General features: G+C 63.3%; 21 protein-coding genes and 3 tRNA genes. 15 read left to right on the top strand and 9 right to left on the bottom strand.

What is annotated here, in order from left to right:
- Position 1: 1 nt before the first annotated feature.
- Positions 2 to 919 carry a restriction endonuclease gene (locus I5E68_RS11995; RefSeq protein ID WP_197164003.1) on the top strand — a complete coding sequence of 306 codons (918 nt, stop codon included), beginning with the start codon at positions 2 to 4 and terminating at the stop codon, positions 917 to 919.
- A gap of 42 nt (positions 920 to 961) precedes the next feature.
- Here the strand turns inward: I5E68_RS11995 and I5E68_RS20380 are convergent, their stop codons facing one another.
- Positions 962 to 1,549 carry a recombinase family protein gene (locus tag I5E68_RS20380; RefSeq protein WP_197164001.1) on the bottom strand — a complete coding sequence of 196 codons (588 nt, stop codon included), beginning with the start codon at positions 1,547 to 1,549 and terminating at the stop codon, positions 962 to 964.
- Between the two features lie 535 nt (positions 1,550 to 2,084).
- Here I5E68_RS20380 and I5E68_RS11985 point away from each other — a divergent pair.
- Genes I5E68_RS11985 through I5E68_RS11975 form a run of 3 tightly spaced genes read left to right on the top strand, consistent with a single transcriptional unit; the run spans position 2,085 to position 4,981 of the window.
- The gene (locus I5E68_RS11985; protein ID WP_197163999.1) at positions 2,085 to 3,557 is read left to right on the top strand and encodes an AAA family ATPase; all 1,473 of its coding nucleotides are present in this window, start codon (positions 2,085 to 2,087) and stop codon (positions 3,555 to 3,557) included.
- 57 nt (positions 3,558 to 3,614) lie between these two features.
- Positions 3,615 to 4,001, top strand: coding sequence for a helix-turn-helix domain-containing protein (locus I5E68_RS11980; protein WP_197163996.1), 387 nt, complete (start codon positions 3,615 to 3,617; stop codon positions 3,999 to 4,001).
- Positions 3,989 to 4,981, top strand: coding sequence for a tyrosine-type recombinase/integrase (locus I5E68_RS11975; protein WP_197163993.1), 993 nt, complete (start codon positions 3,989 to 3,991; stop codon positions 4,979 to 4,981). Before I5E68_RS11980 ends, I5E68_RS11975 begins: the two co-directional genes overlap by 13 nt.
- A 112-nt stretch (positions 4,982 to 5,093) precedes the next feature.
- On the opposite strand, the gene I5E68_RS11970 is transcribed toward I5E68_RS11975, so the two are convergent.
- The 3 genes from I5E68_RS11970 to I5E68_RS11960 all read right to left on the bottom strand — a co-directional run bounded on the left by I5E68_RS11970 (position 5,094) and on the right by I5E68_RS11960 (position 7,090).
- Positions 5,094 to 5,170, bottom strand: a tRNA-Pro gene (locus I5E68_RS11970).
- 85 nt (positions 5,171 to 5,255) lie between these two features.
- The gene (locus I5E68_RS11965) at positions 5,256 to 6,803 is read right to left on the bottom strand and encodes a methyl-accepting chemotaxis protein (RefSeq protein ID WP_197163990.1); all 1,548 of its coding nucleotides are present in this window, start codon (positions 6,801 to 6,803) and stop codon (positions 5,256 to 5,258) included.
- Positions 6,800 to 7,090: a hypothetical protein gene (locus tag I5E68_RS11960; RefSeq protein ID WP_228726948.1), complete on the bottom strand. Its 291-nt coding sequence runs from the start codon at positions 7,088 to 7,090 to the stop codon at positions 6,800 to 6,802. Before I5E68_RS11960 ends, I5E68_RS11965 begins: the two co-directional genes overlap by 4 nt.
- A gap of 193 nt (positions 7,091 to 7,283) precedes the next feature.
- Between I5E68_RS11960 and thyA the strand changes: the two genes are divergently transcribed.
- The 6 genes from thyA to I5E68_RS11930 all read left to right on the top strand — a co-directional run bounded on the left by thyA (position 7,284) and on the right by I5E68_RS11930 (position 12,607).
- Positions 7,284 to 8,267 carry a thymidylate synthase gene (gene thyA / locus I5E68_RS11955; RefSeq protein ID WP_197163986.1) on the top strand — a complete coding sequence of 328 codons (984 nt, stop codon included), beginning with the start codon at positions 7,284 to 7,286 and terminating at the stop codon, positions 8,265 to 8,267.
- Positions 8,268 to 8,413: 146 nt separating this feature from the next.
- Entirely contained in the window at positions 8,414 to 9,820 is a 1,407-nt protein-coding gene (locus I5E68_RS11950) for a 3-methyl-2-oxobutanoate dehydrogenase (2-methylpropanoyl-transferring) subunit alpha (protein WP_370463743.1), read from the top strand.
- A gap of 44 nt (positions 9,821 to 9,864) precedes the next feature.
- Positions 9,865 to 10,869 (top strand): alpha-ketoacid dehydrogenase subunit beta, encoded by a 1,005-nt coding sequence (locus I5E68_RS11945; RefSeq protein WP_197164813.1) that lies wholly within the window; start codon positions 9,865 to 9,867, stop codon positions 10,867 to 10,869.
- Positions 10,870 to 10,873: 4 nt separating this feature from the next.
- Positions 10,874 to 12,181 carry a dihydrolipoamide acetyltransferase family protein gene (locus I5E68_RS11940; protein WP_197163984.1) on the top strand — a complete coding sequence of 436 codons (1,308 nt, stop codon included), beginning with the start codon at positions 10,874 to 10,876 and terminating at the stop codon, positions 12,179 to 12,181.
- Positions 12,182 to 12,382: 201 nt separating this feature from the next.
- Positions 12,383 to 12,459: transfer RNA gene (locus tag I5E68_RS11935), tRNA-Asp, on the top strand.
- A 71-nt stretch (positions 12,460 to 12,530) separates the two neighbouring features.
- Positions 12,531 to 12,607, top strand: a tRNA-Asp gene (locus tag I5E68_RS11930).
- Positions 12,608 to 12,721: 114 nt separating this feature from the next.
- On the opposite strand, the gene I5E68_RS11925 is transcribed toward I5E68_RS11930, so the two are convergent.
- From I5E68_RS11925 to I5E68_RS11905, 5 genes are all read right to left on the bottom strand, one after another.
- Positions 12,722 to 13,432 (bottom strand): GNAT family N-acetyltransferase, encoded by a 711-nt coding sequence (locus I5E68_RS11925; RefSeq protein WP_197163982.1) that lies wholly within the window; start codon positions 13,430 to 13,432, stop codon positions 12,722 to 12,724.
- A 25-nt stretch (positions 13,433 to 13,457) separates the two neighbouring features.
- Entirely contained in the window at positions 13,458 to 13,673 is a 216-nt protein-coding gene (locus I5E68_RS11920) for a DUF2842 domain-containing protein (RefSeq protein WP_197163980.1), read from the bottom strand.
- 2 nt (positions 13,674 to 13,675) lie between these two features.
- Positions 13,676 to 14,281 carry a 5-formyltetrahydrofolate cyclo-ligase gene (locus I5E68_RS11915; RefSeq protein WP_197163978.1) on the bottom strand — a complete coding sequence of 202 codons (606 nt, stop codon included), beginning with the start codon at positions 14,279 to 14,281 and terminating at the stop codon, positions 13,676 to 13,678.
- A gap of 154 nt (positions 14,282 to 14,435) precedes the next feature.
- Positions 14,436 to 14,774 (bottom strand): cell division protein ZapA, encoded by a 339-nt coding sequence (locus I5E68_RS11910; protein WP_197163976.1) that lies wholly within the window; start codon positions 14,772 to 14,774, stop codon positions 14,436 to 14,438.
- Positions 14,771 to 15,001, bottom strand: a complete 231-nt coding sequence (locus I5E68_RS11905; protein ID WP_197163974.1) for a hypothetical protein — start codon at positions 14,999 to 15,001, stop codon at positions 14,771 to 14,773. Before I5E68_RS11905 ends, I5E68_RS11910 begins: the two co-directional genes overlap by 4 nt.
- A gap of 232 nt (positions 15,002 to 15,233) precedes the next feature.
- Between I5E68_RS11905 and tkt the strand changes: the two genes are divergently transcribed.
- From tkt to I5E68_RS11880, 5 genes are all read left to right on the top strand, one after another.
- Positions 15,234 to 17,222 (top strand): transketolase, encoded by a 1,989-nt coding sequence (gene tkt / locus I5E68_RS11900; protein WP_197163971.1) that lies wholly within the window; start codon positions 15,234 to 15,236, stop codon positions 17,220 to 17,222.
- Between the two features lie 15 nt (positions 17,223 to 17,237).
- On the top strand, positions 17,238 to 18,245 hold the full coding sequence (gene gap, locus I5E68_RS11895) for a type I glyceraldehyde-3-phosphate dehydrogenase (protein WP_197163969.1): 1,008 nt from the start codon (positions 17,238 to 17,240) through the stop codon (positions 18,243 to 18,245).
- 62 nt (positions 18,246 to 18,307) lie between these two features.
- On the top strand, positions 18,308 to 18,727 hold the full coding sequence (locus tag I5E68_RS11890; protein ID WP_197163967.1) for an MOSC domain-containing protein: 420 nt from the start codon (positions 18,308 to 18,310) through the stop codon (positions 18,725 to 18,727).
- Positions 18,724 to 19,923, top strand: coding sequence for a phosphoglycerate kinase (locus tag I5E68_RS11885; RefSeq protein WP_197163965.1), 1,200 nt, complete (start codon positions 18,724 to 18,726; stop codon positions 19,921 to 19,923). Before I5E68_RS11890 ends, I5E68_RS11885 begins: the two co-directional genes overlap by 4 nt.
- A gap of 267 nt (positions 19,924 to 20,190) precedes the next feature.
- On the top strand, positions 20,191 to 21,102 hold the full coding sequence (locus I5E68_RS11880) for a fructose bisphosphate aldolase (RefSeq protein ID WP_197163963.1): 912 nt from the start codon (positions 20,191 to 20,193) through the stop codon (positions 21,100 to 21,102).
- Positions 21,103 to 21,198: the final 96 nt, after the last annotated feature.

Genomic DNA, 21,198 nt, shown 5'->3' with positions numbered 1-21,198 from the left:
CATGGCCATCCCCGATTATCAGACATTGATGCTGCCGGTCCTGCGCCTCGCCGCCAGCGGCGAACAGCGCGTGGCCGATGCCGCCGAACGCATCGCCGATGATCTCGGCCTCAGTCTGGACGAACGCGAAGAAATGCTGCCCAGCGGACGGCAACGCCTGCTCCACAACCGCATCCATTGGGCAAAATTCTATATGTCCAAGGCGGGTCTTGTCGCCTCGCCGAAGCGGGGACGTTTCATCGCGACCGAAGCGGGGCGGGCGCTGTTGGCATCCAATCCCGCGCGCATCGGCGTGAACGAACTGAAGGACTATGAGGGCTTTCGCGAATTTTACAGCGGCCAGAAGTCCGTTGACGATGATGCCGCGCCCGCTGCCATCGCCCCGTCAGCCGAAGCCGGTACGCCGGAAGAGCAGATTGAAGCGGCCTATCAGGCGGTGCAATCGGCCCTCCGCGCGGAGCTGCTGGAACGCATCGTCCAGAACACTCCGGCTTTCTTCGAGCAACTGATCGTCGATCTGCTGATTGCCATGGGCTATGGCGGATCGCACAAGAACGCAGCCACCCAGCTCGGCCGTTCGGGCGACGGCGGCGTGGACGGCGTCATCAACGAGGACAGGCTGGGGCTCGACCGGGTCTATGTGCAGGCCAAACGCTATGCCGACACTACGGTCGGTCGCCCCGATGTGCCGGCCTTCGTCGGTAGCTTGGTCGGCCATGGCGCCACCAAGGGCGTGTTCGTCACCACCTCCACCTTCAGCAGCCAGGCGCGCGAGTACGTCAAGCACCTCGCCCAGCGCGTCATCCTGATCGACGGGGACCGTCTGACCGACCTGATGATCGAATATGGCGTCGGCGTCCGCGTCAGCCGCAAGATCGAGTTCAAGCGGCTAGACGAGGATTTCTTCGCGGAAGAGTGACCAACACGGCGACATCGTTTCGCATGGCGTTATTGCCAGCGGTCACTCTCCTTTGCCCATGCGACAGTAGCGTTTGACTGTCGAAGGCGAGATTCCGAACTGCCGGCAGGTGACGGCAATGCTGGCATTGTTTTCTTCACGCCATTCGCGGACCTCGGTCGGATTGCAAGCTCGCGGTCGCCCTAGGCTTTCTTTGCCGCGGTGCGTGCGCCCCATCGCGATCAAGGATCTGATAGCTGCGGCGCGGCCTGCTTGGGTCCGTTCAAAGATCCGCTGTCTTTCCATTTCTGCGATCTGAGCAAGGACCGCGATGATGAGCTCTCCGACACCTCGACCGATCGGACCCAGTCCACGAATGTGAAGTGTGACGCCTTTGTCCAACAGCTCTCTGACGTTCGTCTGAATATCGATGGCATCGCGGCCAAGGCGATCGACTGCATAGAGATAGAGAGTGTCTCCCTCACGGACATATCGCAGCATCTCGGAAAAGCCGGGCCGACTTTGCGCCATTGTAGAACCGCTTACGGCATGATCGGCGAATTCTCGATCGAACGGTCCCTCCATTTGTGCGCGCTGGGCGTCAATCAACTGATCTGCGGTGGACACGCGGAAATACGCAACTCGGCTCACTTCTTTTTCCTTTCAGGGTCAAAACTTACCCTGACATTTTCAAGCTTAGTTCTTTTCCTTTCTCGGTATCTTTCGGCCCCGAAAGTCACCGCAAAACAGCCCTCGGCCAAAACTTAGAAGTTCTGGACCCGTGATTTCTTCGGCACGGATTCAAAATGGTTCGGTCTGGGTCGGACCGTGAGATCGCGTCATCCGCGCAGCAACGGTCTTTAAACCGACCGAGGCGGCGGCCAGCAGGATGGGGCATTAGAAGGAAGTGATTTTGAGCAGCAAACGACCGGAGCGTTGCACTCAGCGCGTGCGAACTCGAATTTCCTATTGAGCTTCACACCTGCATTACCGAAAGGGTAAGGGGGTAGAGGGAGAGTTGAGGACTAAAGCTCCTCTCTCTCCCTCTACCCCCTTACCCCCATTCGGATTTGTATCATGGCAGGGTGTTAATAAAAGGTAAACGAATTCAAATTCAGGAAATTTATAAAGATAGCAATCGGTTAACTCTCGCCATCTAAGGTGCCTGCCTACGGAAGGAATTAGCATGAGCGATGAGAATTGGACCGTACTCGCGCGGCGAGGCGCCTACAACGCAAGCGCAGCGGCCAAAGCCGACTTCGTCATGGACTGGGCTGTCGACGGGCTTCTGCCTGCGACGGGCGCAACCGTGCTGTTCGGAACCGGCAGCACCGGGAAAACACAGCTTTTGCTGTGGCTTGCGATGCATATTGCCGCACGTGGCGATCAAAAGCCCGAAAAATGGCTCGGTGCAGATGTGAGAGCTACCGGCAAGATCTTGGTTCTCTCCGCAGAAGATCTGCGAGAACACTTGTTCAAGCGCATCGGCGATATAGCTTGGTGGATGAGTGATCAAACCGGCTGGGCCGAGGAGCAGATCGAGGACGTCTGCTCCAGAATCCATGTGATGCCATTCTTGTCGATGAGCAACCAAGAGTTCGGGGATTTGAACCCTTCCCTTTTTTCACGGGGAGGAGACAGAGGCGAATGGGGTCCCACCCCGTCGCTCGACAGCATTGAGAAATTCCTCGACGAGGCAAATCGAGAGGCTGTCGCTAACGGCCGACCAGAAGATCGCTTCGTGGGCGTCATTCTCGATTCCGCGGTTTCGATGGCCGGGTTCGAAATGTCGCATTCCGAAGCGACTACTAACTTCCTCTTCCATCTAAACCGCATGTCGCGTCGGCAGGGAATGTTCTGGGCTATCATCGGTCACACGCCGAAGGATGCGGCCAAAAAGACCGACGATCCAGCCGTGGAACGGCTGCGAGGTTCTGCCATGTGGTCAACTACGCCTCGCACAGTGATCGAACTGCGCTGCGCCACGCAAAATGACAATGTAGAACAGGTCCTGGTCCAATACCCCCAATTGAGCGTTCGTGACGTGCTGTTTCTGTCGACAGCAAAGGCCAATTCAATGGGGGCAGATTTGCGCCCGCGCGCGCTTATGCGCGTGAAGGAACATGGCGCTTTTATTGACATATCTGAACAGTTTCCAGGAATCTTCGAGCGCAACGCAAAGTCGTTTGGTGAGACGGACCGCGTTGGGCCGCGCAGGCCAATCGATCAGGATCAAACTTGGCTCGCCATTATTGACCTGGTGGCATGGATTACTGAAAGCGGTCGCCCCGGCGTGAAGTTCAGTCGGCGAAAACTGCGTGATGCGTTCGAGCAGCACCAGCCGCGTCATGATGTTTTGAAATACGTTTCTCCTGAACATGAAGGGAAGCACTCGCGGACGGACTTCACTCTGGCATGGTATTTGGCCCAACTACGAGAATTCGGTGCGATATCCGATGCCAAGGCCGGGCAATTCGTAGTCGTCAATCTCGAGGAGGCTCGCACCCGGTTCAGGTCAGCGAGCGGAGGTCCGAATGCTAGCTGGGCCTATTGGGAAGATGTCAACGAGGAGCCAATGGCCGCGGCCCCGGCGGATCAGAATGAAGCTGGTTCTACAGCTGGGCCGATTGGTGGAGAGCGTCTGCTTCCACCGCTGTGAGAAGAAGGATGAGAAAGTCTTCTTGGATGTCGTGTAGACAATCCAAGGAGGAAAAAAGTGAGTTTTCACGATAAGTTACTAAGCAGGAAGGGGAGGGCTAGGGTTGGATCGTCCGTCGACATCCTCAACCCAGAGGATCTGAGCGACATTCAAAATCGCGGTATTCCAAACGCCAGCGCAATCGATACCCTGGTTCCCTTGGCTCGCCCAGCAACCGGCAGAGTTAACGGAACTGGGGTGAAGCCAGCCTTCGCGCATAAAGAAATCGAGACCATGCTCGCAGAAGCGCCGCCATTTTCGGTGCGGTCGCTCGCGACGCGATGGGACTGTTCCCAAGGTGCTGTACGCAATCTGATCCGAGCGGGGAAAATCAGCCATTTCCGGATCGGCGACCTCATTCGCATCCCCGCAGAAGAAGTCGGGAGGTTCGAATGTCGGCAGTAACCCCCTACACGGTCCAGAAATTCCGCGGAGGTTATGCCCTCGTCTGGTACGAAGGTGAAAAGCGTCATCGTCGCCAACTCGCGTCAATGGAACGATCAAGCGCCGACGCCGAGGCAAGGCAGCTCTGGGAGCGCGCCAACGACTCTCCGTGGACAGTCGGACGGGTGGTAGAAGCCTACATCGCCGATCTTGCCGATAAGCAGGCTCCATCATCACAGCGACGCAAAGACGCTTGGAAAGCGATGCGCGCCTTCTGGGAAAATGTGGACCCAGCGCTGATAGACCGCAAGATGTGTCAGTCTTATCGCGACACGCGGGCGGTCGCTGACGCCACCGCCCGGTACGAGTTGTTGATGCTGTCTACGGCGCTAAATTGGGCTGGCCCAGCCAAGGTGCCGCACAAGCCCAAGATTTGGCTCCCTGAGAAGGACGAATATCAGGTCCGCTACCTCAGCCGCGACCAGTTCGCGAAATTCTTCGCAGCGGTCAAAGCTCCCCACGCCCGTCTTTATGTTCAGATCGGCCTCTACACGATGGCTCGCCCTAGCGCGATTTTGGAGCTAAAATGGGATCAAGTCGATTTCGATCGGCGCAAGATTCAGCTCAATCCAGACGGCCGGAAGCAAACCGCAAAGAAGCGACCGGTCGTGCCGATGAACACGATCCTCTATGAGGCACTGCTTGTCGCTTACGCCGCTCGTGAGGGAGTTTTCGTGATTGAGTGTGGCGCCGAGCCGATCTTGAGCATCAAGAAAGCTTTCCAAGCCGCCAGCAAACGCAGCGGCGTAAAAGCAACTCCATATACTCTGCGGCATACAGGCGCCGTCTGGGCTGCCGAGGCGGGCGTATCAATGGCAGAGCTGGCTCAAGCTATGGGCCATGACGATGATCGAACCACCCAAAAGCACTATGCACGCTTCTCGCCAGAGCACCTAAGGCACGTTGCAGAGAAAATAGCCCAACCAAGACAAATCGAGTGAAGGTTCAGACTGAACCTTCGGCCCCTGTCCGCGAAGCGAACGGATCAAAGCAACAAACAGCAAAAAACCCAGCGTTTCCGCTGGGTTCTTGTGCTTCGCCCGAGGGTGAAAATGGTCGGGGAGAGAGGATTCGAACCTCCGGCCCCTGCCTCCCGAAGACAGTGCTCTACCAGGCTGAGCTACTCCCCGACCGATGCTGGAACGCCGAAGCGTCCCGGGGCAGGAGCGCGCCTATAGATGGCGATTCTTGATGTGGCAAGGGTCGATTTGGGATTTATGCTGCATTGCGCATCGCCTCGCCTGCCGATGTGTCGCTTGTGAGCCGACCACTCTCGGAAAGCCGGAAATGAGCGACCAGTCGTGCCATGCTTTCGGCCTCGCTGGATAGCGTCCGTGCAGCGGCAGTGCCTTCCTCGACCATCGCTGCGTTCTGCTGGGTGGCGGAGTCGAGCCGGGTGACACGCTCGTTGATCCGCCCGATCTCTCCGGCCTGATCGCGCGAAACCGAAGCGATGCGGGCAATCGCCTCGTTGATCTCGGCAATGCCGGAGACGATCGTCATCAGCGATTCGCCCGATTGCCCGACGAGCCTGACCCCGCGCGAGACCTGTTCGGTCGAAGTGCCGATCAGGGCCTTGATATCGTTGGCCGCATCAGCCGAGCGCTGGGCGAGGGCGCGCACTTCGGTGGCGACGACCGCGAAGCCCTTGCCGGCTTCGCCCGCGCGGGCCGCTTCGACCCCGGCATTGAGCGCGAGCAGGTTGGTCTGGAAGGCTATGCCATCGATCAGCGTTATGATCTTGCCGATCTCGTCGGCCGACCGCTCGATCTCGCCCATGGCCTGAACCGCGCTTTCGACGACCTGGCTGCCATTGAGCGCATCGTTGCGAGCCTTGGTCACATTGCCCTGCAGGTCGTTGGCGCTGGTGGCGTTGTCCTGCACCGTGACGTTGAGCTGTCGCAAGGTGCTGGCGATGTCTTCGAGCGTCGAGGCCTGCTGTTCGGTGCGCAGGGCGAGGTCGTCGGTCGCGCTGCGGATCTCGCACGAGCCGGTCTCGATCTGGCTGGCGGAGCGGGTCACGTTGTTGACGATGCGGTCGAGGTCGCTGGCGGCGGTGTTGAAGTGGCCGCGCAGGGCCTCGTAGCTGCCGGGGAAGCTGTTCTCGATCCTCAGCGAGAGGTCGCCGGCAGCGAGTGCGCGCAGCCCGGTGCCGATCTCCTCGATGACGGTCTGCTGCGCGGCCTGTGCCTCTGCGCGTTCTTCGCGCGCGACCTCTTCCATGCGTTCGCGCGCGTTCTGGGCCGCCGCCTGTTCGATGACGAGGCGTTCGAAGCTGGCCGATATCTTCACCAGCACCGCCGTTTCGGCAATGACGACGACCGCATGGAGGATGACCCGGGCAAGGTCGCTGCCATCGGGAAACACGAGCGAAGGTGCCGCAAAGTTGAGCGCGAGGTGATGTACCGCGGTCACGGCTGCCGCGAGCAGTACCGGACGCCAGTCGGCGAGCAGGGTCAGCATCGCGATTGCAGCGAAGAAGGTCATGTGGATGTCGAGCATCCAGTGCTGTCCGCTCCATTGCCACAGCAGGATGGCCGGATAGATCGGCATCGCGAAGGCTATGGCCAGCCGGGTCTGCAAGTCGCCGCCGCCGCGCAGGACCAGGAGGCTCGGCACCACGGTGACAGCAGCCGCGAGGAGAGCTGGCATCATGCCCGTGCCGGCAAGGAAGGCGCCACCGGCAATGGCGAGGGCCGTGAGCCAGCAATTGATCAGCAGGCCGAGCGCGCCCTTGCGGCGCAGGTCGTTGAGTTCGTTCATGGGGTCTCTGTCGCTTGAGTGGGGCGTGGTCCCGAGCACAGCGATTCGGGAACCGAGACGAGCAGGGCGCCCTTGCGCAGCGCGCCGATCGTCGTGCCTGCGTCATGCACGCGGATGTAGAGGGCGCCCTGATAAGGGCCTGCGGCGAGGATTTCGGCATTGCGCGCACGCGACCATGCCACCGTGCTCGCGGTGGTCGCTGCGGAAAGCGGCAGGTAGAGCGCCGCCCCGCCGCGGGCGGGTGACAGGGCCAGTGTCAGCACGCCCACCGCGATCGTAGCCTGCAAGACGAGCGGCCCGGGCATGATTCGGCGCAAGAAGGGGACGAAGTCAGATTTCATCCGTGCCCTTATGCCTGCGGCGCACTTCGCTTGTGCAAAGTGCAATCTAGGCATTGGTCCTGAGCATTAGTGTCTGCGGGGAGAGCTCTGCGGCGTCATAGTCTCTTGCAGAACGGCGTGGTGAGGCTAGGTCAGAGACATGACCACGCAAACGATCCCGAGCCAGTCCGTCCCCGCATCCGCCAGCCGGGACCGCACTGATCCCGGGCATTGGGAATGGCAGTACCTCGACCTGATGCGCCGCATCTGGGAGGAGGGCGACGAGCGCGGCGACCGCACCGGGGTCGGCACGCGCTCGCTGTTCGGGGCGACGATCCGTTTCGATCTCTCCGGCGGCGCCATGCCGCTGCTCACCACCAAGCGGGTCTACTGGAAGACGGCCAGCCGCGAGATGCTGTGGTTCCTGAGCGGCGACACCAACATCCGCAAGCTGTGCGAGCAGAACGTGCAGATCTGGACCGACTGGCCGCTCGAACGCTACCGCCGCGAGACCGGCGAGACGATCAGCCGCGAGGATTTTTCCGCGAGCATCGTCGCCGATGCAGCCTTTGCGCGCGAATGGGGCGATCTCGGCCCGGTCTACGGCAAGCAGTGGGTCGACTGGCCGACGTACGAACCTGCGGGCGATGGCCTTTTCCGGCGCGGGCCGGGTATCAATCAGGTCGCCGAGGTGATCGAGAGCCTGAAGAACAACCCGGGTAGCCGCCGCCACATCATCGAGGGCTGGAACGTCGCCGAACTGGGGGCGATGGCCCTGCCGCCCTGTCACAAGACCTACCAGTTCCACGTCGCCGACGGGCGCCTGTCCTGCATCCTCTACCAGCGCAGCTGCGATCTCGGGCTGGGTTTCGCCTTCAACATGTGGTCGCTGGCGCTGCTCACGCGGATGTTCGCGCAGCAATGCAACCTCGAGCCGGGCGAGGCCGTTTGGATGGGTGGTGATGTTCATCTTTATCTCAACCATGCAGCGCTCGTCGAAGAGCAGCTTTCGCGCTCCCCCGAGGGTACGGCGCAGCTCGATCTGGTCCGCCGCCCCGATTCGATCTTCGACTACCGGATCGAGGATTTCATCGTGACGGGGTATGCCCCTCAGGCGCATATCGCCGCGCCGGTCGCTGTATGAGGCGATATGCCCGTGCTTGCGCGGGTCTGGATTGACATTACCAAGAGGTGAAATATTATGACCTGACCGTGGAATTATGATGCACTGCGAAAACAAGCGCGGGCATCGGCTCCCACGGCCCGACACAGCCGGGAGAGGATTTAGAGATGGCCGACGATACGGCACCCATTCGTGCCATGCATGGCGCCCCTGCAGCCTCCGCGCGCGGCAATCTGCCGCCGCTCGAGCTGCACGTTCCCGAACCGCATTCGCGCCCCGGCGAGAAGCCTGACTATTCTTGGCTGGAGATTCCCGAGGCCGGATCGCTGGCCCGTCCGGACGAGGCCTGTCCTGCCAGCGAGACCTGGGCCGGAACGCTCGGCATGGTGCGCGTGCTGGACGAGGATAATCGTGCGGTCGGCCCCTGGGACCCCGCGCTGGACCCCGAAACCTTGCGCCGCATGCTGCGCACCATGGCCCTCACCCGCGCCTTCGACGATCGCATGTATCGCGGGCAGCGGCAGGGCAAGACCAGCTTCTACATGAAGTCTACCGGCGAGGAGGCGATCTCGGTCGCAGGTGCCTTCGCGCTGGCCGCCGACGACATGGTGTTCCCCAGCTATCGCCAGCAGGGCATCCTGATCGCGCGCGGCTACCCGCTCGAGGAGATGATCAACCAGATCTACTCCAACCGCGGCGACCGGCTGAAGGGGCGCCAGCTCCCGATCATGTATTCGGCGCGCGACTATGGCTTCTTCACTATCTCGGGCAATCTCGCGACGCAGTTCCCGCAAGCGGTGGGCTGGGCGATGGCGAGCGCGATCAAGGGTGACACCCGTATCGCCACCAGTTTCGTCGGCGAAGGGTCGAGCGCGGAAGGCGACTTCCACGCGGCGATGACTTTCGCTGCCGTCTACAACGCGCCCGTCGTGCTCAACGTCGTCAACAACCAGTGGGCGATCTCGAGCTATTCGGGTTTCGCCGGGGCCGAGCGCACGACCTTTGCAGCGCGCGCGGCGGGATATGGCGTCGCGGGCCTCCGGGTCGACGGCAACGACACGCTCGCGGTCTACGCGGCGATGCGCTGGGCGGCGAACCGCGCACGCGCCAATGGCGGGCCGACGCTCATCGAATACTTCACCTACCGCGCAGAGGGGCACAGCACCTCGGACGACCCCAGCGCCTACCGCTCTGCGCAGGAGCGCGAGGAGTGGCCGCTGGGCGATCCGATCATGCGCCTTGCCAACCACCTCATCGCGCTCGGCGAATGGAGCGAGGAACAGCAAAGCGAGATGGACCGCGAGGTCGCCGAGGAAGTGCGCACCGCGACCAAGCAGGCCGAGCGCAACGGCGTGCTCGGTCACGGTTTCCACCACCCGTTCCACACCATGTTCGAGGACGTCTTCGAGGAACTGCCCTGGAACCTGGAGGAGCAGGCCGCGCAGGCGATCCGCGAGCGCGAGATCAAATGGCCCGAACGCGTCGGCCAGAAGCATTCCGGAGACAAGCCGCGCACGAGTGCTCAGGGCAGCACCGAGAGCGCCAACGAAGACGGCAGGGGAGAAGGGCAGTGATCGAAGAGGAAGTCGTCAGCCTCAACGAGGCCAAGTCGCGCCCGATGAACATGATCGAGGCGATCAACGACGCGCTCGACACGATGATGGGCCACGATCCTGACGTCGTCGTCTTCGGCGAGGACGTGGGCTATTTCGGCGGCGTGTTCCGCGCCAGCGCGAACCTGCAGAAGAAATACGGCAAGAGCCGTGTGTTCGACACTCCGATCAACGAGTGCGGCATCATCGGCGCGGCGGTGGGCATGGCTGCGTATGGCTTGCGGCCCGTGCCCGAGATCCAGTTCGCCGACTACATCTACCCGGGCCTTGACCAGCTCATCTCCGAGGCCGCGCGCCTGCGCTACCGTTCGGCAGGCGAGTTCACCGCCCCGATCACCGTGCGCTCGCCCTTTGGCGGGGGCATCTTCGGCGGCCAGACGCATAGCCAGAGCCCGGAGGCACTGTTCACGCACGTCTCGGGCCTCAAGACGGTGATCCCCGCAACCCCGCACGATGCCAAGGGTCTGCTGATCGCGGCGATCGAGGACAACGATCCGGTCATCTTTCTCGAGCCCAAGCGGATCTACAACGGGCCCTTCGACGGCTACTATGATCGTCCGTCCAAGACCTGGAAGAACCACGAAGGCGGGCAGGTGCCCGAGGGCTACTACTCGATCCCGCTGGGTAAGGCACGGACCGTGCGTGAAGGCGCGGCGATGACCGTGCTTGCCTATGGCACGATGGTCCACGTTGCCGAGAGCGTGCTCGCCGAGAAGGGCGTCGATGCCGAGATCCTCGACTTGCGCACGCTCTGGCCACTCGACATCGAGGCTGTGGAAAAGTCCGTGGAAAAGACCGGGAAATGCCTGGTGATACACGAGGCCACCCGCACCTCGGGCTTCGGCGCCGAACTCGTCAGCCTCGTTCAGGAGCGCTGTTTCTACCATCTCGAGGCACCCATCGAGCGCGTGACCGGCTTCGATACGCCGTATCCGCATAGCCTCGAGTGGGCCTATTTCCCCGGTCCCGTTCGCATCGGCGAAGCGGTCGACCGGCTGCTGAAGGACTGATCGCATGGGACGCTTTACATTCCGCCTGCCCGATATCGGCGAGGGCATCGCCGAGGCCGAGATCGTCGCCTGGCACGTCGCCGTCGGCGACAGGGTCGAGGAGGATGGCCGCCTCGCCGACATGATGACCGACAAGGCCACAGTCGAGATGGAGAGCCCGGTCTCGGGCAAGGTCGTCGAGGTCGCGGGCGAGGCCGGCGAGATCGTCGCCATCGGCGCACCGCTGGTGGTGATCGAGGTCGAGGGCGAAGGCAACGAGGACGAGGACGGGCACGCCGGCGACATGTCGGCGCAGGATGAGACTCCGGCTCCTGAGCCTGCGCCCGTTTCCGAACCCGCGCCAGCTCCCACACCCACACCCGCTCAGGCTGAGCCTGTCGAGGCCCACGAGCCTGCACCTGCACCGTCGCCTGCTCCGGCAGCGAAGGGCGCATCTGCAAAGATCATGGCAAGCCCTGCGGTGCGCAAGCGTGCCAGCGACCTCGGCATCGATCTGGGGGAAGTTCGCCCGGCCGAGGATGGCCGCGTGCGCCACGGCGATCTCGATGCGTTCATCTCGTACAATGCTTCGGGCGGCTTCCAGCCTGCCGGGGGCAAGGGTGCGGACGAGCAGGTTCGCGTGATCGGGTTGAGGCGCCGCATCGCCGAGAACATGGCCGCCTCCAAGCGGCACATCCCCCATTTCGCCTATGTCGAGGAATACGACGTCACCGCGCTCGAGGAGATGCGTGCGCAGCTCAACGCGGGCCATGCGGGCGAGCGGCCCAAGCTGACCATGCTGCCCTTCCTGATCACGGCGATCTGCAAGCTGATCCCCAAGTACCCGATGCTCAACGCGCATTACGACGACGAGGCGGGTGTGGTGACGCGCTATGGGGCAGTGCATCTTGGCATGGCCGCACAGACCGCCTCGGGCCTGATGGTGCCGGTGATCCGCGAGGCGCAAGACCGTAACCTGTGGCAGCTTGCCAGCGAGATCGGACGCCTTGCCAGGGCCGCGCGCGAAGGCACTGCGAAGTCCTCCGAACTCTCCGGCTCGACCCTCACCGTGACCTCATTGGGGCCGATGGGCGGGGTGGCGACGACACCGGTCATCAACCGCCCCGAGGTCGCCATCATCGGGCCCAATCGCATCGTCGAGCGCCCGATGTTCGTGAAGGGCCCCGATGGCGCCGAGCGCATCGAGAAGCGCAAGACCATGAACATCTCGATGTCGTGCGATCACCGCGTCGTCGACGGTTGGGATGCAGCAAGTTTCGCTCAGGATCTCAAGCGCTTGATCGAATCGCCTGCGCTGATTCTCGCAGACTAAAATTTGTGCCGGGGCAGGGGCGATGCTCCTGTCCCGGCGTCATGCCTGCAAGGCCCGGAAACGGGAAATTGCGGGCCTCGTCGCATCCCCCGAGCGGGTCGCACAAAAAAATGCAGCGACTTGTTTCAATCCAGTTGACACCATGGTGAGGCTGGCCTAGTGGCGCGGCTCCCAAGCGGACGCAGACGCTTACGCAAGTACGCGGGTGTAGCTCAGTTGGTTAGAGTGTCGGCCTGTCACGCCGAAGGTCGCGGGTTCGAGTCCCGTCACTCGCGCCACTTGGGAAAAACAGTTCCGGGCAACCGGGGCGAAAACATCAAACCGGTTCGACCGGTTTCGAAATGGCTGCGCGGGTGTAGCTCAGTTGGTTAGAGTGTCGGCCTGTCACGCCGAAGGTCGCGGGTTCGAGTCCCGTCACTCGCGCCACTTTCCACCCCGGAAAGTGGTTCCGCAAAAGCCAAGTAGGCCGGGTTAACGCCCGGCCTTTTCTTTTCTGGAAAGAATGGATCGCGCTGCAACGCGCCCGCAGGGCAGAGCGCGTCAGGCTGCGCGTGTGAGCCGGTTCATCAGCACTTCACGGCGCAGGCGAAAGCCCAGCGTCTCGTAGAGCGCGATGGCGCCGTGGTTGTCCGCATAGGCGTGGAGGAACGGCACTTCGCCGCGATCGAGGATGCGCGCGGCGACGAGGCGCATGAGGGCGCCTGCGAAGCCGTGGCCACGAAACTCGGGATGCGTGCAGACGCCGCTGACCTCGCAGTGGCCCGGAGGCCGCATGCGCTCGCCGGCCATGGCGACAAGGCGACCTTCGATCCTGACCCCGTAGAAATCACCCAGGAGCGGCGTGCGCGCGAAGAACGGGCCGGGCTCGGTCAGCGTCGCCAGCGCGAGCATCTCCGCGTGATCCTGCGGTCCGAGCGGCACCAGTGCTGCTGGCGGGGTGGATCGTGCCGGAGAAAGGGTCGTGGCAACCATCTGGACGCCGAGTGCCTGCGAAGCGAGGGTGAAGCCGGGGCCCTGTTCGGGCGGCGAGATCTCGAGCATGGCAACGTCACCGAGCCGGGCGATCAGCCTGCCAAGATCGGTGAGGGCGGCTTCGCTCTCGTCTTCGATGGCTGCAAAAACGCCATAGGCGGGGTCGAAGCGCCGCGCCTTGCCCTCGCAGATGGCGAGGCTGGATTGTCGCTCGGCGAGTGCAGAGCGGGCGGGGCGGTCGAGTGGATGCTCCCGGTTGCTTGCGGGAAAGTCCGTCATCGAAGGCAGGCGCCGCCAAAGGGCATCAGCCCCAGCGGCCGGTCTCCATCCAGATCAGGAAGCGCTTGAGCGGCAGTATCCAGACTATGCCCAGCGCAAGGTAGACCGGCGCCTGAAACAGCGTGTGCCAGGTCGAGATCGCCGGATGAACGTAGCGTGCGACGATAAGGGCATAGACTGCCAGTGCAATGCACAGGCCGAGGACGCCAACGGGAATTCGCCAGGTCGGTGTCTCGCGCAAGATCAGTGCGCTCCCTCGTAGATGCGGGTCGGCGTGACCACCGCCTCGAGTGGCTGGTCATGGGGTTCGAGTGGCAGTTCCTCGGTCAGCTGGCAGTCCCAGCCCAGACCGATGGCCCGCGTGTCGGGGTGCTCTGCCAGCCAGCGGTCGTAGTGGCCGCCGCCCTGGCCGAGGCGCTGGCCTTCGGCGGTGAAGGCGATCAGCGGCACGATCACGAATTCGGGTGTCACCAGTTCGGCCTGCGCATCGGGTTGCGGCGCGCGATAGGGGCCTGGATCGAGCCGGGTCTCGTCGAAGGGATTGTCCCAGACCCTGAACTGCATCGCGCTCCCGCGTCCTGCGAACCAGGGCAGCGCGATGCGGCGCCCGTTCTCGGCCAGCCAGCGCGCCCATCCCAGCGAGGGCGCTTCGGCGCCGAGCGGATAATAGAGACCGACGGTGGCGCCTTCGGGCACGCGCTCGACCAGCGGGGCTGGCGGGCGGCTGAGAATCAGGGCGCGCATTCCCGGATGCAGCGATCCGACATGAGCAGTGCGCATGGCGCGAAAGATGCGGCGAAGCTGCGCCTTGCGATCGGAAAGGAGGTTAGGGGGTGACGGGTCCACCATGGATCGTTTCCTAGAAATCCTCTGACGCCTTCACGTCAGGTGGGGACCATGTGCGTCGGACCAGGATCCGGGCAGGGACAGCCCCCTTGGATTTGCTTATAGCCTCAGGGATGTTCGAACGGCACGTGTCGGGCAGATCCCGTCAAGGGCCTAACTAGTGATCCGCAGTCTCGTACTCAAGGCCGCTTTCGACCAGTTGGGCAAGATTTTCGATGCGTGTGGCAAGCATGTTTAGTGTCTCGGCGACGATGGTCCCGGTGTCGTCCTCTGCCGGCTGCGGCTCGGTGGCTGTCATCGCCTTGAGTTCGTGAACTTCGTCGGCGAGCAGCAGGGCGGCGAATAGCAGCATGCGCGGTTCGGACAGGCCGCGCGTCCCCGACTGGGTGACGCGCGCATCGATTTCGCGTCCAAGCTGGGCGACATGCTCTTCCTCGCCCGCCCCGCAGGCCACGGTGAAGCTGCGCCCACCGATTTCGAGGGAGACGTTGCTCATGCTGCGTCCTCCTTTTCGCCTGGAGATGTCGCAGGCCTGGTCGCTGCGATCAGCACATCGATCTCGCCAAGCGCTTCCGCGACGTTGTTCTTGAGGGCTCGGTGGCGCTGACCCAGTGCGGCGTGACGCTCGCACAGGCTTGTGCTGGCGCTTTCCAGCCGCACCAGCGCGGCTTCGATCCTGCGCAAGGCCAAGGCGAGCGCGTCTGCACGGGCTGTCTCTTCCATGCCGTCTCGCTATCGTACCGGGCTGGCAAGGCAAGGACGGTTTGCGGGGTTGTGCACAAGCGTCTGGGGTGCATAAGGGTAATGCAATGAGAGACTAGGGGCTGTTACGGTCTTATTACTCGGGGTATTCGCCCAATTCCGGGGCTGAACTTGACGGGATGGCGGCTCGCCCTAAAGGGGGTCGGCAAGTCCGAATCATCCTGCTTAAATCCGTTTTCCGGAGCCCATTAAGATGACCCTTGCTGCCGACCGTCTCGCCCCGATGGCCAATGCCATCCGTGCCCTCTCCATGGATGCGGTCCAGGCTGCGAACTCGGGCCATCCCGGCATGCCGATGGGCATGGCCGACGTCGCCACCGTGCTCTTCGCGAAGTTCCTGAAGTTCGATCCCGCTGCGCCCAAGTGGGCCGACCGCGACCGCTTCGTGCTTTCGGCCGGTCACGGCTCGATGCTGATCTATTCGTTGCTCCATCTCACCGGTTACGCCAGCCCGACGATGGACGACATCCGCAATTTCCGCCAGTTCGGCTCGGTCTGCGCAGGCCACCCCGAGAACTTCCTGATCGAGGGCGTCGAGTGCACCACCGGTCCGCTCGGCCAGGGCTTCGCGATGGCGGTGGGCATGGCCATGGCCGAGCGCCAGCTCAACGCGACCTTCGGTGACGATCTGGTCGACCACAAGACCTGGGTCATCGCCGGCGACGGCTGCCTGATGGAAGGCATCAACCACGAGGCCGTTGGCCTTGCCGGTACCCTCAAGCTCGCGCGCCTCAAGGTGCTGTGGGACGACAACAACATCACCATCGACGGCGATACCTCGCTTTCGACCAGCGAGGACATCAAGGCCCGCTACAAGGCTTCGGGCTGGGACGTGTTCGAGTGCGACGGCCATGACTTCGCCGACATCGAGCGCGCGCTGGCCGCTGCCGATGCCTCGGACAAGCCCACGCTCGTCGCCTGCAAGACGGTGATCGGCAAGGGCGCACCCAACAAGCAGGGTGGCCACGACGTCCACGGCGCTCCGCTCGGCGGCGACGAGATCGCAGCTGCGCGTGAATACCTTGGCTGGACCTCGGCACCGTTCGAGATCCCGTCGGACATCCTCGCCGACTGGCGTTCGCTGGGCGAGCGCGGTGCGGCGACCCGCGCCGAGTGGGAAGCGCGCAAGGTTTCGCACCCCGAGGCCGGTGAGTTCACCCGCCGCATGGCCGGCGACCTGCCCGAGGGCGAGGAAGCCGCGCAGACCTTCGCTTCCTGGCTCGAGGGCGAGACCAAGGTCGCGACCCGCAAGGCCTCGGAAAACTGCCTCAACGTGCTCGCACCGTTCATGCCCGAACTGGTCGGCGGCTCGGCCGACCTTACCGGCTCGAACAACACCAAGGCCAAGTGCCAGGAGCCGTTCACCCCGGATAACTACGGCGGTCGCTACGTCTATTACGGCATCCGCGAATTCGGCATGGCCGCAGCCATGAACGGCATGGCGCTGCACGGCGGCGTGATCCCTTATGGCGGCACCTTCCTGATCTTCTCCGATTACTGCCGCAACGCGATCCGCATGTCGGCGCTGCAGCAGATCCGCGCGATCTACGTGCTTACTCATGACAGCATCGGTCTGGGCGAAGACGGCCCGACCCACCAGCCGGTCGAGCATGTCATGTCGATGCGCCTGATCCCCAACCTCTACGTTTTCCGCCCGGCCGACGTGATCGAGACCGCGGAATGCTGGAACCTCGCGGTGCAGTCGAAGGAAACTCCTTCGGTTCTCGCGCTGACCCGCCAGAACCTGCCGCAGCTGCGCAATTCGGGCGAGATGCTCTCGGCCCGCGGTGCCTACACGCTGCGCCACGCCAAGGCCGACCGCAAGGTCATCCTCGTCGCTACCGGTTCGGAGGTCGAACTGGCCTGCCAGGTGCGCGACGATCTCGAGGCACAGGGCGTCGGTGCCGACGTCGTCTCGATGCCCTGCATGGAGCTCTACGAGGCCCAGGAAGAGGCCTACAAGCACGAGATCCTGCCCAACGACCCGTCGATCCTCAAGGTCTCGATCGAGGCCGGGACCACGATGGGCTGGCAGAAGATCACCGCATTCAGCCGCAACGGCGGCCTGAACATCGGTCTGGACCGTTTCGGCGCGTCGGCCCCGGCCAAGGATCTTTTTGCGCGGTTCGGCTTTACTGCCGAAGCTATCGTGCCCAAAATCCTGGAAAAACTCAGCGTCTAAGGAGGAGATTTGCATATGGCGACCAAGGTTGCGATCAACGGTTTCGGACGTATCGGGCGGCTTGTAGCCCGCGCCATTCTTGAACGCCCCGATTGCGGTCTCGAACTGGTCTCGATCAATGACCTGGCCGACACCAAGTCGAATGCGCTCCTCTTCGGTTTCGACACCACGCACGGCCGTTTCCCGGGCACCGTCGAGGCCGGCGAAGGCAAGATCACCGTCAACGGCAAGGACATCACCGTCACTGCCGAGCGTGATCCGGCCAAGCTGCCCCACGCGGCGCAGGGCATCGACATCGTGCTCGAGTGCACCGGTATCTTCCAGTCGAAGGAGGCCTCGCAGCCCCACCTCGACGCCGGCGCCAAGCGTGTCCTGATCTCGGCGCCGGCCACCGGCGTCGACAACACCGTCGTGTTCGGCGTGAACCACGAGACCCTGACCGCCGATCACATCGTCGTGTCGAACGCCTCGTGCACCACCAACTGCCTCGCGCCCGTCGCCAAGGTGCTCAACGACACCGTCGGTATCGAGCGTGGCTTCATGACCACGATCCACTCGTACACCAACGACCAGCGCATGCTCGACCAGATCCACAAGGACCTGCGCCGCGCCCGTGCGGGTGCCGCCAACATGATCCCGACCACCACCGGCGCTGCCCGCGCGGTCGGCCTCGTGCTGCCCGAACTTAAGGGCAAGCTCGACGGTTCCTCGGTGCGCGTGCCGACCCCGAACGTCAGCCTCGTCGACCTGTGCTTCGTGCCCCAGAAGGACACCACGGTCGAGGAGATCAACGCTGCGCTCAAGGCCGCTGCCGAAGGTCCGATGAAGGGCGTGCTCGCCTACACCGACCAGCCGCTGGTCTCCTCGGACTTCAACCACTACCCGGCCTCGTCGACCGTCGACAGCCTGGAAACGGCGGTGATGGAAGGCAAGTTCGTGCGCGTCGTGTCGTGGTACGACAACGAGTGGGGCTTCTCGAACCGCATGCTCGACACTGCGGGCGCGATGGCGAAGTTCCTCTGAAGGTGAATTCGGCGGCGGGCAGGCTCCTTGGCATCGCGAGACGCGCAGCGTCGCGTGCACCGATGGAGCCGATCATGTCCGCTGCCGTAACGCGCGCCGCGGGAATCCAGGGGGATTCCCGCGGCGTCGTGCGTCAGGGGAAGGTTCCGCGCCGACAGATCGCGCTGATCGAGTCGGAAAGCTGGGCTGCCGCGCTTGAGGAGCTCGCGCTCATGCCGGGCACCGAACTGCCCTGGTATGCGCGCCGCGCCAACCTGTGCGTGTCCGGTCTTCGCCTCCCGCGCGAGGCAGGGCGGATCATCGCCATTGGGGCGACCTGCCGCATCGAGACGACCATGGAATGTGACCCATGCAGCCGCATGGACGAGATTGCGCCCGGGCTCATGGCCGCGCTGACGCCGGACTGGCGCGGCGGCGTGCTGGGCCGGGTGCTGGACGACGGGGAAATCTCCGTCGGTGACGAGGTGAGGATAGAAGAATGACCGCTTTCAAGACGCTTGATGATCTTGGCGATGTGACCGGCAAGGTCGCGCTCGTCCGCGTGGACCTCAACCTGCCGATGCAGGACGGGCTCGTGACCGACGTCACCCGTATCCGCGCTGCGGTTCCCACGATCAACGACCTGTGCGCCAAGGGCGCCAAGGTCCTGCTCCTGGCTCACTTCGGCCGCCCCAAGGGTGAGCGTTCCTCGACGATGTCGCTCTCGATGGTGGTCGGCGCGGTCGAGAAGGAGATCGGCAAGGAAGTGATGTTCGTGCCCGAGATCGCGGGGCCCGTGGTCGCGCAGTCTGTCGGCATCCTCAAGGCGGGCGACGTCGCCATCCTCGAGAACACCCGTTTCTGGAAGGGCGAGGAAAAGAACGACCCCGAACTGGTCAAGGCGATCGCTGCCAACGCCGACTTCTACGTCAACGACGCCTTTTCCGCCGCGCACCGCGCCCACGCGACGACCGAAGGACTTGCTCACGTCCTGCCCGCCTATGCCGGCCGTTCGATGCAGGCCGAACTCGAGGCGCTCGACAAGGCGCTCGGCACGCCGCAGAAGCCGGTCGCGGCGCTGGTCGGCGGGGCCAAGGTCTCGTCCAAACTCGACGTGCTCACGCACCTCGTCACCCAGGTCGATCACCTCATGATCGGCGGCGGCATGGCCAACACCTTCCTCGCCGCGAAGGGCGTCGATGTCGGCAAGTCGCTGTGCGAGCATGACCTGACCGACACCGCCAATGCGATCCTCGAGGCAGCCGACAAGAGCGGCTGCACCGTGCACCTGCCTTACGAGGTCGTGGTGTCCAAGGAATTCGCGGCAAACCCCGCTTCGCTGCGCACCTGCAACGTTCACGAAGTGGCCGCCGACGAAATGATCCTCGATGCCGGCCCGCTCGCGGTCGAGGCGCTCGCAGATGCGCTCAAGACCTGCCGCACGCTGGTTTGGAACGGCCCGCTCGGCGCCTTCGAGATGGCGCCCTTCGATGCCGCGACCGTCTCGCTGGCACGCACCGCCGCGGCGCTGACCAAGGAAGGAACGCTGATCTCGGTTGCGGGCGGTGGCGATACCGTCTCGGCGCTCAACCACGCCGGGGTCTCGCAGGACTTTTCGTATATCTCGACCGCAGGCGGTGCCTTCCTCGAGTGGATGGAAGGCAAGGAACTGCCCGGCGTCGCGGCGCTCGGCGCCTGACCGGGGCGACGGGACGCGTTATCCGGCGGGATCGTGGAAGGAGCGCGATCCCGCAAGGGCCGCGCGCGTCCCGTGCCGCGCCACTTAGCAGGCGCAAAAAGAAAATTGCCGGCTTTTCGCAATTGCGGTCGAACTTCACGCTCGATCAGCCATTTAGTGCCACGGCATGACAGTTGCCGTCGGCAGTACGACTGTGCCGCAGTTGCGAATTTGTCGACCGGGCGATAGCCTGACACCAAGATTACGCATAACTTGAGGAGGAGTTTTATGCAGTTTTCCGAGATGAACGCCAAGATGGCCGATGGCGATGGCTTTATTGCCGCGCTCGACCAGAGCGGCGGTTCGACGCCCAAGGCCCTCAAGGGCTACGGCATCGAGGACGATGCCTGGTCCAGCGAAGAGGAAATGTTTGGCCTGATCCACGAGATGCGCTCGCGCATCATCTCCTCCGACGCATTCACCGGTGACAAGGTCATCGGCGCAATCCTGTTCGAGCGCACCATGGATGGCCAGGTCGGCGGCGTGCCGACCCCCTCGGCGCTGATCGCCAAGGGCATCGTGCCCTTCATCAAGATCGACAAGGGGCTCGAGGACGAGGCCGAAGGCGTGCAGCTGATGAAGCCGATGCCGACCCTCGATGCGCTGCTCGAGCGTTCGAAGGCTCTGGGCGTGTTCGGCACCAAGGAGCGTTCGGTGATCCACTCGGCCAATGCCGAAGGCATCGCCAAGATCGTCAAGCAGCAGTTCGAGATCGGCCTGCAGGTGCTCTCGCACGGCATGATGCCGATCATCGAGCCCGAGGTGAACATCAAGAGCGAGACGCGCGCCGAGTGCGACAAGATCCTCGCCGCCGAGATCCTCAAGAACCTCGAGGCGCTGCCCGAAGGCAAGCAGGTCATGCTCAAGCTTTCGCTGCCGGTCGTTCCGGGTACCTTCGATGCGCTCGTCTCGCACCCCAAGGTGCTGCGCGTGGTCGCTCTTTCGGGCGGTTTTTCGCGTTCGGAAGCCTGCGTCGAGCTGGCCAAGAACACCGGCATCATCGCCAGCTTCAGCCGTGCGCTGCTCTCGGAACTGCGCGCGCAGATGAGCCAGGCCGAATTCGACGGTGCGCTGGCAGAAGCGATCGACGAGATCTACACGGCCTCGACCCAGAAGGCAGAGGCTGCCGCGACCGCGTGACGCTCGCGCGCGCCGCGCTTTAGCGGTTGCGATCAAAGGAAAAGGGGCGCCTCGCGATGCGGGCGCCCCTTTTTCGTATGTGTAATGCTTCGAGTG

Source organism: Novosphingobium aureum (genome assembly GCF_015865035.1).
Taxonomy (GTDB): Bacteria; Pseudomonadota; Alphaproteobacteria; order Sphingomonadales; family Sphingomonadaceae; genus Novosphingobium; species Novosphingobium aureum.
This window is presented reverse-complemented; position numbering and strand designations above follow the sequence as displayed.